The organism is Bifidobacterium sp. LH_449, assembly GCF_056356755.1.
The window spans coordinates 335,585-345,873 of sequence record NZ_JBKEUV010000002.1 but is presented as its reverse complement, the minus strand read 5'-3'; the positions used below and the strand labels follow the sequence as shown (position 1 = coordinate 345,873).

The 10,289-nt window shown below is 63.6% G+C and carries 9 protein-coding genes; all 9 read left to right on the top strand.

Annotated elements, in window-relative coordinates; translation table 11 throughout:
• On the top strand, positions 1 to 75 hold a 75-nt coding region (locus AC1AX7_RS03330), incomplete at its 5' end, for an IS3 family transposase (protein ID WP_476508697.1).
• A 113-nt stretch (positions 76 to 188) separates the two neighbouring features.
• Positions 189 to 1,082, top strand: coding sequence for a TrmH family RNA methyltransferase (locus tag AC1AX7_RS03325; RefSeq protein ID WP_476508672.1), 894 nt, complete (start codon positions 189 to 191; stop codon positions 1,080 to 1,082).
• A gap of 65 nt (positions 1,083 to 1,147) precedes the next feature.
• Positions 1,148 to 2,215: a phenylalanine--tRNA ligase subunit alpha gene (gene pheS / locus AC1AX7_RS03320; protein WP_476508671.1), complete on the top strand. Its 1,068-nt coding sequence runs from the start codon at positions 1,148 to 1,150 to the stop codon at positions 2,213 to 2,215.
• Positions 2,216 to 2,222: 7 nt separating this feature from the next.
• The gene (pheT, locus tag AC1AX7_RS03315) at positions 2,223 to 4,835 is read left to right on the top strand and encodes a phenylalanine--tRNA ligase subunit beta (RefSeq protein ID WP_476508670.1); all 2,613 of its coding nucleotides are present in this window, start codon (positions 2,223 to 2,225) and stop codon (positions 4,833 to 4,835) included.
• Between the two features lie 32 nt (positions 4,836 to 4,867).
• Entirely contained in the window at positions 4,868 to 5,626 is a 759-nt protein-coding gene (locus AC1AX7_RS03310) for a DUF4190 domain-containing protein (RefSeq protein ID WP_476508669.1), read from the top strand.
• 136 nt (positions 5,627 to 5,762) lie between these two features.
• Positions 5,763 to 6,857 carry an N-acetyl-gamma-glutamyl-phosphate reductase gene (gene argC, locus AC1AX7_RS03305; protein WP_476508668.1) on the top strand — a complete coding sequence of 365 codons (1,095 nt, stop codon included), beginning with the start codon at positions 5,763 to 5,765 and terminating at the stop codon, positions 6,855 to 6,857.
• Positions 6,854 to 8,023, top strand: a complete 1,170-nt coding sequence (gene argJ, locus AC1AX7_RS03300; protein WP_476508667.1) for a bifunctional glutamate N-acetyltransferase/amino-acid acetyltransferase ArgJ — start codon at positions 6,854 to 6,856, stop codon at positions 8,021 to 8,023. Before argC ends, argJ begins: the two co-directional genes overlap by 4 nt.
• Before the next feature lie 5 nt (positions 8,024 to 8,028).
• Positions 8,029 to 8,982, top strand: coding sequence for an acetylglutamate kinase (gene argB, locus AC1AX7_RS03295; RefSeq protein WP_476508666.1), 954 nt, complete (start codon positions 8,029 to 8,031; stop codon positions 8,980 to 8,982).
• Entirely contained in the window at positions 8,972 to 10,267 is a 1,296-nt protein-coding gene (locus AC1AX7_RS03290; RefSeq protein WP_476508665.1) for an acetylornithine transaminase, read from the top strand. Before argB ends, AC1AX7_RS03290 begins: the two co-directional genes overlap by 11 nt.
• Positions 10,268 to 10,289: the final 22 nt, after the last annotated feature.

Here is a 10,289-nt window from a genome sequence, read left to right as displayed (position 1 = left end):
AACAACCGGCGGCGTCAGAAAAGGCTTCAGGGCCATACCCCGGTCGAGTACCGGAATATGACCCTGACGGTCTAGGACGCTATCATGATAAATATCGTCCAACTTTTGGGGCGCAGTGCAAGACGGGAGCCTTCCCTGAATCGCGCTGTATGGCAAGCCGATGGCGGGCAGTGTTAGGCTACTGACTTATGCCTATCCAATCGACAGTCTTGGCCAATCCGAAGGCCGAACGTATTCGGCGTGCCGCCGATCTCACGTCGCGCAAGGCCCGCGAACGTTCAGGGCGTTTCCTCATCGAAGGCCCGCAATCCGTGCGGGAGGCGCTTTCCTGCCATCCCGGCATCGTGCGGGACCTCTATGTCGCGGTGGCCGACGCGGCCGCCGACGCGCCTTTCGTCAACGCCACCGTCGCGCAGCTCGCCGGCAAGGCCATGCAGGCAGGCGTATACGTGCATAAGGCCACCGCCGATGTCATCGCGAAGATCAGCGCCGACGCGCAAGGCGTCGTCGCCGTCGCCGACATCGAAGCATTGCGCGGCGCAATGGACGACGAAGCATCCCGGATCACCGCCGAACGCAACGCCGAGCGGAGCATCGCGGTCGCCGCGTTCTGGCAGGTGCGCGACCCGGGCAACGCGGGAACCGTCATCCGGTCCGCGGACGCAGCCGGATGCGATGCCGTCATCTTCGTGGACGACTGCGTCGACGTGCTCAATCCCAAAGTCATCCGCTCCACGGCGGGCTCGCTGTTCCACCTGCCTGTCATCGGCATGGACACGGACGAATTCTTCGCATGGGCGAAAAACCGGCATAGCGACGTCTACGCGGCCGACGTGTACGGCACCGAAACGCATAGGCCGGAAAGCCTGCCCGATGTGCTTGCCGACGCCGAAGCCCTACGCAAAGGGCGTGTCGTGCTGTTCGGCAACGAGGCGCGCGGCCTGCCCGCCGAAATCCTGGATGAAACCGACCGGATCGTCTCCATTCCGATCTACGGCAAGGCCGAATCGTTGAATCTCGGCACAAGCGCGGCCGTCATGCTGCTCAGCATGGCCATGTCTAGTCATATTGGGAGAATGTGAAACCGGCAAACGTTGGAATTACGCGATTTCACGCGTCAATCAAACGGAAACAGGAAAGGTATCTCGTGGCAGAAGGTACGGTATTCGACGCCGAAGCAGTGGCCGCTGCGGTCGCTGAAGGCATCGCGAAAATCGAAAACGCCTCCGGCATGGAGGAATTGAAAGCCATCAAAACACAGTACGCTGGTGCGGATTCGGCGATGACCCATGCCAGCAAGGCCATCGGCGCGCTCGCCCCCGACCTGAAGAAAGAGGCCGGCAAGCTGATGGGCAAGCTACGCGCCGATTTCGGACGCGCATACGGTGCCAAGGAGTCCCAGGTCAAGGAGCAGGAGGAGGCCCGCGCACTGGCGGCCGAAACCGTCGACATGACGCTTCCGGTGCGCCGCAGGCCGCTCGGCGCCCGCCACCCGCTGTCCAAGGTGATGGAGAACGTCGAAGACTTCTTCGTTTCGATGGGATGGCAGATTTCCGACGGCCCCGAAGTGGAAACCGAATGGTACAACTTCGACGCGCTGAACTTCGGCCCCGACCATCCGGCACGCCAGATGCAGGATACCTTCTACGTCAAAGGCAACCAGGCCAAGGACGCGGCCGGCTTCGTCGGCTCCAACATGGTGGTGCGCACCCAGACCTCGTCCGATCAGGTCCGCGCGCTGCTCACCCGCGGCGTGCCGCTGTACATCGCCTGCCCGGGCCGCGTGTTCCGCACCGATGAGCTCGACGCCACCCATACGCCGGTGTTCCATCAGGTCGAAGCCCTTGCCGTCGACAAGCATCTGACCATGGCCGACCTCAAGGGCGTGCTCGACAAGCTCGCCGTCGCCATGTTCGGTCCGGAGGCCAAGAGCCGTCTGCGCCCCAGTTATTTCCCGTTCACCGAGCCGAGTGCCGAACTCGATCTGTGGTTCCCCGACAAGAAGGGCGGCCCGGGCTGGATCGAATGGGGCGGCTGCGGCATGGTGAATCCGAACGTATTGAAGTCCGCAGGCCTCGACCCGGAGGCGTACACCGGCTTCGCGTTCGGCGTGGGCGTGGAACGCACGCTGCTGCTGCGCCATGACATCAACGACATGCACGACCTGGTCGAAGGCGACGTGCGATTCAGCGAACAGTTTGTGATGGGGGAGTGATTGACCCATGCCAATGGTAGATATTGACTGGCTCAAGGATCATGTCGAGGTTCCCGAAGGCCTGACTTACGAACAGCTTGCCAAGGATCTGGTGAAGGTCGGCCTGGAAGAGGAGGAGATCCACACCTCCCAGGTGACCGGTCCGATCGTCGTCGGATACGTCGTCGACGCGACGCCGGAACCGCAGAAGAACGGCAAGGTCATCAACTGGTGCCATGTCGACGTCGGCGACGCATACAACGAAACCGATGAAAACGGCAACAAGGTGCCGCGTGGCATCATCTGCGGCGCCCCGAACATGGCCGCCGGCGAAAAGGTCGTCGTGACCCTGCCGGGCGCCGTGCTGCCGGGCGATTTCAGGATCGAACCGCGCAAGACCTACGGCCACATTTCCAACGGCATGTGCGCCTCCGAGCGCGAGCTGGGCCTGGGCGACAGCCACGACGGCATCATCCTGCTGCGCGAATACGGTTTCACCCCGGAAGAATACGCCGCGCTGAAGCCGGGCCAGGACGCGATGCATCTGCTGCATCTCGACGAGCCGCTGCTGGAGATCAACATCACGCCCGACCGCGGCTATGCGTTCTCATACCGTGGCGTATGCCGTGAATACCACCATTCGACCGGCGCGACGTTCACCGATCCGGCGATCGCGCTGGGAGAGAAGGCCCCGATCGTCGAAAACGCCGCCTTCGGCGCGCAGAACGACATCGAAGTGGTCATCGAAGACGACAATCCGATTCACGGCGTCGCCGGCTGCGACCGTTATTACGCACGCGCGGTGCGCAATTTCGACCCGACCGCCAAGACCCCGAACTGGATGCGCCATCGTCTGCTCCGCGCGGGCATGCGCTCGTTGTCCCTGGCCGTGGACGTGACCAACTACGTGATGATGGACCTCGGCCAGCCGATGCACGCCTACGATCTGGACAAGATCGAAGGCCCGATCGTGGTGCGCCGCGCCCATGAAGGCGAAACGCTGACGACGCTGGACGGCAAGGACCATGAGCTGAACGTCGAAGATCTGCTGATCACCGATTCGCCGAATGGCGAACGCGGATCGCGCGTGCTCGGCATCGCCGGCGTCATGGGCGGCCTGTACGGCGAAGTCACCGCCGAAACGCGCAATATCCTGCTCGAATCCGCGCACTTCGACCAGGTGTCCATCGCCCGCTCCGCACGGCGTCACAAGATTCCGTCCGAAGCGTCCCGTCGTTTCGAACGCGGCGTCGACACGCAGCTGCAGCCGGCCGCCTGCCAGATGGCTGCCGATCTGTTGTCCGAATACGGCAACGGTGAGGCTTCGGATACGCCGACTGACGTGAATAACACCGTTGCCCGCCGTCCCATCCTTTTCAAGGCTGGCGAAGTGGCGCGCGTCGCCGGGCTTGACACCGATGTGAACCGTATCAGCGAGATTCTGACGGATATCGGCTGCACCGTGGCCGGCGGCGGCAACGGAGAATTCTCCGTCACCGCTCCGACCTGGCGTCCGGATCTGAACGAGCCGTGCGACCTGGTCGAAGAAGTGGCCCGTCTGGTCGGCTACGACGAGATTCCGACGACCGTTCCGGCCGCTCCGACCGAAGGCATGGTCGGCCTGACCCCCGACCAGCTGCGTAAGCGTCGCGTCGCCGACGAGCTGGCCGAATACGGTCTGGTGGAGACTCTGAGCTATCCGTTCGTCGGTGATGAGGACTACCGCAATTTCGCGTATGATCCCGAAGCCACGAAGCATGTCAGCGTCGAAATCGCCAATCCTCTGGCCGGCGACCGCCCGTTCCTGCGTCGCTCCATTCTGCCGACCCTGGCGCAGACCGTGCAGCGCAATCTGCGTCGCGGCATGGAAAACGTGTCCCTGTATGAAATCGGCCACGTCTACCTGTGGGATCCGCAGTCCCCGGCGATCCCGGCCCTGCCGGGCGGCGTGCGTCCGACCGACGAGCAGCTTGCCGCACTCGATGCGGGTCTGCCGGATCAGCCGCTGCACGTCGCGGGCATCCTTACCGGCAACGCCGTCGACAGCGGCTGGATGGGCGAACGTCGGGCCGTCGACTGGAGCGACGCGGTCGAAGCGGTCCGCCGCGTCGCCGAACGTCTGGGCGCGCAGATCGACCTGGATCAGCCTGCGGCTGAAGAAGTGCCTGCGCAATGGCATCCGGGCCGTGCCGCCCGTATCATGGTCGGTGACATTTTCGTCGGCATGGTCGGCGAACTGCATCCGCACGTCAACGAAACGTTGGGCTTCCCCGCGCACAGCGCCGCTTTCGAACTGAACCTGACCGCATTGTTCACGACCCTGTCGGGCAAGCCGGTCCAGGCCCGTCCGATTTCCACCTTCCCGCCCGTCAAGCAGGATCTGGCGTTCATCGTTTCCGACGACGTCACCGCGCAGGCCTTGCGGCAGGTGATCGCGGACGCGGCGGGGGACGTTCTCGAAAGCATCGAGCTGTTCGACGTGTTCACCGGCGACCAGCTCGGTGAGGGTCTGAAATCCCTGGCCTTCGCAGTGACCTTCCGCTCGGCGGGCAAGACCCTGTCCGGCGAGGACAGCGAGGAGATCCGCCAGCGCATCGTCAATCAGGCTGCCGAACGTCTGGGTGCGCAGCTGCGCGCCTGATGCCAGTCAGCCCGACCGATAAGGAAAACATTATGGATGAGCCGAAGCAGTATCAGCACAATACTTCGCAGCAAGCAGAGCAGGGGGCTGACGCCGCTCCGGCTCATTTCGATGACGGACAGGCCGGACGGCAGGACACCCCCCAAATGAGCGAACCGGAATACGGGCGGCACGACACGTTGGAGTACGGCGCGCGTTCCAGCCAATATCCGGTCGGGTACGATCCGTATAAGTACGGTCGGCCCGAAGAGGAGACGCAGCCCCAACCCCAATCCTCTGCCGGGCAGGTGAACGGCGATCCGGCGGGGCGGGGCAACGGCGTCAATTACGGGAACGGGCAGCAGCATCCCCAGCCCCAAGGCGGGATGTATGGGCAACCATACGGCGGTCCGTCGTACGGCGATCCGAACGGCTCGCAGCCTCAGCAGCCGAACAATCCGATGCAGGGGCCCGTCGTATTCGGCCCGCAAGGCCCGATCAACCTGGATGATCCCGCCCAGAACCCGATGTATGGACGCTGGGACTCCTATGCGATCCTGGCGTTCATATTCGCGATATTCCTGCCCGTGCCGGTGCTGCCGGCGCTGTTCGGCGCGGTATCGCTGTGGCGTACCAAGGTCTTCCATATGAAAGGGCGTGGCCTGGCCATCGCCACGATCGTGATCAATGTGCTCTACACCATCGCGATCATCTGGCTGACCTTCAACGGCATGTCCACATCGGATCTGATCCTGCAGATGATGCAGACGATGGAAGGCGGATCCCCGTCGGATTCGTCGATTTCCGCATAGCATGCCGCATACGGCGCATGCGGATTCGTCCGCCATTCGCATTGCATAGTTATGCAATGTATTGCATACCGTGTATACTTCAAATGGTTCTTGAAGCGCATGATGGTCATGCGCCGAAATCAGGAAGAGGCATGAGATGGCCAAATACACGGTAGCCGTGGCGGGCGCGACCGGATATGCGGGAGGGGAGGCGCTGCGCATACTCGCCGCCCACCCGGACTTCGAGGTGACCTGCGTGGCGGGGCATTCCTCGGTGGGGGAGAAACTGGGCAAGCATATGCCGCATATTCCGCAGCTCGCCGATCTGGTGGTGGAAGACACCACGGCGGAAACGCTGAACGGACATGACGTCATCATTCTCGCGCTGCCGCACGGCGCGTCCGGCGACTTGGCCGCGCAGCTGGACGACGATGCGACCGTCGTGGATCTCGGCGCCGATCATCGCTTGGAGGAACGCTCTGCGTGGGATGAGTTCTACGGCGGGGATTTCTATCCGCATTGGACGTACGGCATGCCGGAGCTTATCGTCGGCAGGAACGCCGACGGCGGATACGCTCGTCAGCGTGATGCCCTGCGCGGCGCCAAGCGCATCGCGGGTCCGGGCTGCAACGTCACCGCGACGACGCTGGCGATGCAGCCGGCGATCGCCGAAGGACTGATCGAGCCGACCGACATCGTGGCCGATCTGGTCGTCGGATATTCCGGTGCCGGCAAGAACCTGAAACGCGCCAATCTGCTGGCGGCGGAGGCGTTCGGCTCGGCCGTGCCGTATTCGGTCGGCGGCACGCATCGCCATATCCCGGAAATCCTGCAGAACTTCGCGCATGCCGCCGGTCTTGAAGCGGCCGAAGCTGCGCGCTTCACGATGGCTTTCACTCCGATTCTGGCTCCTATGTCACGCGGCATTCTCGCCTGCGTATCGGCCAAGATGACCGACAAGGCTCTGGCCATGGACGATGAAGCCATTCACGCGGTATGGGAGAAGGCATACAAGGGGCAGGATTTCATGGTCGTGCTTCCCGCCGGGACCCTGCCGGCGACGGCCAATATCGTCGGTTCGAACGCGGCCCATCTGCAGGTGGTCGTCGACCGCAAGGCCGGCCGCCTGCTGGCCTTCGCCGCAATCGATAACCTGAATCGAGGCACGGCAGGTCAGGCCGTGCAGTCGTTGAACGTTGCATTGGGACTTCCCGAAGACGAGGGATTGACGAAGATTGGAGTGGCACCGTGAGCGTGACGTTTGCACAAGGATTTTCGGCGGCCGGCGTCGCCGCCGGCATTTCCGCGGTCGAAGGCAAGAAGGATCTGGCGCTGGTCGTCAACAACGGCCCGCTTGACGCGATTGCGGGCGTGTTCACTTCGAACCGCTTCTGCGCGGCGCCGGTGCAGTGGAGCCGTAAGGCGGTCGCCGACGGGCATGCGAAGGCCGTGATCCTCAATTCCGGCGGCGCCAATGCGTGCACGGGCCAGGCCGGCTATGCGCAGTCCCAAGCGACGGCCCGGAGCGTGGCCGGGATGCTGGGCGTCGACGAGGAATCGGTGGCGGTGTGCTCCACCGGTCTGATCGGCGAATTGCTGCCGCTCGACAATGTCCTGGCCGGCGCCAAGGCCGCCCATGACGCGTTGAGCGATGGCGAACAGGCCGGAATCGACGCCTCCCATGCCATTATGACCACCGACACCAAGCCGAAGACGGTGGCGCTTGAAGGCGACGGTTATCGCATCGGTGGCATGGTGAAGGGCTCCGGCATGATCGCCCCGCAGCTGGCCACGATGCTGTGCGTCATCACCACGGACGCAGTCGTGAGCTCCGGCCAACTGCAGGCCGCTTTGGCCGTGGGCACGGAAATGTCGTTCAACCGCATCGACGTGGACGGCTGCATGTCCACCAACGACACCGTGCTGCTGCTCGCCTCCGGTGCCTCCGGAGTCGAGCCGGACCCCGACGAGTTCAACGCGCTGGTCGAACAGGCATGCGCCAGCCTTGCGCGTCAGATCATCGGAGACGGTGAAGGTTCGAGCCACGATGTGCGCATCACGGTCACCGGCGCCGCCACCGAAGCCGCCGCGCTGGCATGCGGCCGCGCCATCGCCGCTTCGAATCTGCTCAAATGCGCCATCTCCGGCAACGATCCGAACTGGGGGCGCATCGTCAGCTCACTGGGCACCGTCGACGAAACGGTCGCGCCCTACGATCCGAACGAAGTGACCGTCGACGTGAACGGCGTGCGCATCTGCGACGGCGGCAAGCCGGGACGCGACCGCAGCGAAGTCGACATGACGCCGCGCGAGGTCGGCATCGACGTGAACCTCAACGCGGGAGACGCCGAAGCCACGGTGTGGACCGACGATCTGACGCATGAATACGTGCATATCAACGCTGATTATGAAAGCTGAGTGGAATGGCTGATTTGAAGGGCCCAGGCTACCATCTGGACGTACATACCGACCTGAGGGCCGATCAGAAGGCGGAAGTGCTGATCGAGGCGCTTCCATGGCTGGAACAGTTCGCGGGCCAGCGCATCGTGATCAAATACGGCGGCAATGCGATGGTCGACGAGCGGCTGAAGCAGTGCTTCGCCGAAGACATGGTGTTCCTGCGCCAAGTCGGATTGCATCCGGTGGTCGTGCACGGCGGCGGCCCGCAGATTTCCCACATGCTCAAGGCCTTGGGCATCAAATCCGAATTCAAGGGCGGCCTGCGCGTCACCACGCCGGAAGCCATGGACGTCGTCCGTATGGTGCTGACCGGCAAGGTGTCCCGTGAACTGGTCGGCCTGATCAATGCCCATGGTCCGTTCGCGGTCGGCCTGTCCGGCGAGGACGGCGCGTTGTTCTCCGCGATGCAGCGTCGGCCGATCATCGATGGGAAACCCACCGATATCGGTCTGGTGGGCGATGTCGTAAGCGTCGACGCCTCGGCCGTCGAGGATCTGATCAGCGCCGGGCGCATCCCCGTGGTGTCTTCCGTGGCTCCGAACGAGGAAGACGCCACCGAGGTGCTGAACGTCAACGCCGATTCGGCGGCTGCCGCCCTTGCTGCCGCCCTTGGCGCGAGCAAGCTGATCGTGCTGACCGATATCGAAGGCCTGTACGCCGATTGGCCTGACCGCAATTCCCTGATCGGCCGTATCGGCGTGGAGAATCTGAGGGATATGCTGCCGGATCTGGAAACCGGCATGCGCCCCAAGATGGAGGCCTGCGTACGCGCCCTTGACGGCGGGGTTCCCCAGGCCCACATCATCGACGGACGCAAGCCGCATTCCATCCTGAACGAGATTTTCACCACCGCCGGCATCGGCACGATGGTGGTGCCCGAAGACGGTATCGAAATGAGGAGTTCGTATGAGCGCTGAAAAACTGGAAGGTCTGGGTCCTGAAGACTCCAAATGGCTTGGGGAATACTCCCAGGTGCATATGAATGTGTTCGGCACGCCGCTGCGCGTGATGGACCACGGTCAGGGATGCCATGTCTGGGATGTCGACGGCAACGAATACCTCGATTTCCTCGCCGGCATCGCCGTGAACTCCATCGGCTACGCGCATCCGGATTGGGTGAGGGCCATAAGCGAACAGGCCGCCAAAGTCGCCCATGTGAGCAACTACTTCGCGTCCGAACCGCAGATCAAATTGGCGGCCAGGCTGATCGAACTGGCCGGCGCCCCCGAAGGGTCCCGCGTGTATTTCGGCAATTCGGGAGCCGAAGGCAACGAGGCGGCGCTGAAACTGGCCAAACTGTACGGTCGTACACTGGATGGCGCCAGTCCCTCGATGGGCGGCAAGCCTGCGCGCATCATCGCGTTGACCCATGGCTTCCATGGCCGTACCATGGGCGCGCTGTCCGCCACCTGGAAGCCTGCGATCCGCACGAAGTTCGAACCGCTGGTGCCGAATATCGAATTCGTGGAGGCGGGGGATGCGGAGGCGCTGTTCGACGCCTTCTCGCAGACCGGCCAAGGCCCGTACGGCAAGGGGCCGGTCGCTGCGGTCATCATGGAGCTCATCCAGGGAGAGGCCGGCGTGCGTCCTCTCGGCGCCGACTATGTGCGCAAGGCGCGTCACATGTGCGATGTGAACAACGCGCTGCTGATTTTCGACGAAGTGCAGACCGGCGTGGGACGCACCGGCGAATGGTTCGCCTTCCAGCGTGAAGACCTGTCGGGCGGTGTGACGCCGGACATCGTCACCTTCGCGAAGGGCGTCGCCGGAGGCTTCCCGATGGGCGGCATGATTTCGTTCGGCGCCGAGCTTTCCGCGTTGTATACGCCGGGCTCCCACGGTTCGACCTTCGCGGGCAATCCGCTCGGCGCCGCGGCCGGCCTGGCCACCATTTCAGTGATTGAGCGCGAAGGCCTGATCGCCAACGCCGAAGCGCGCGGCCGGCAGCTGCGCGACGGCATCGCGGCGCTGAACAAGCCGCTGTTCGAGTCCGTGCGCGGCCGTGGACTGCTGGACGCCATCCAGCTGAGCCATCCGTGTGCGCATGCCGCGATGGAGTGGGCTCTGGAACATGGCCTGATCGTCAACGCCGTGGCTCCGGACGCGCTCCGCATCGCGCCGCCGCTGAACGTCACCGAACAGGATGTCGCCGATGCCATCGCGATCCTTGCGGGCATCCCCGAAGACCTGAAGAACGACTGACCCCGACTACCGGATTTTGGTT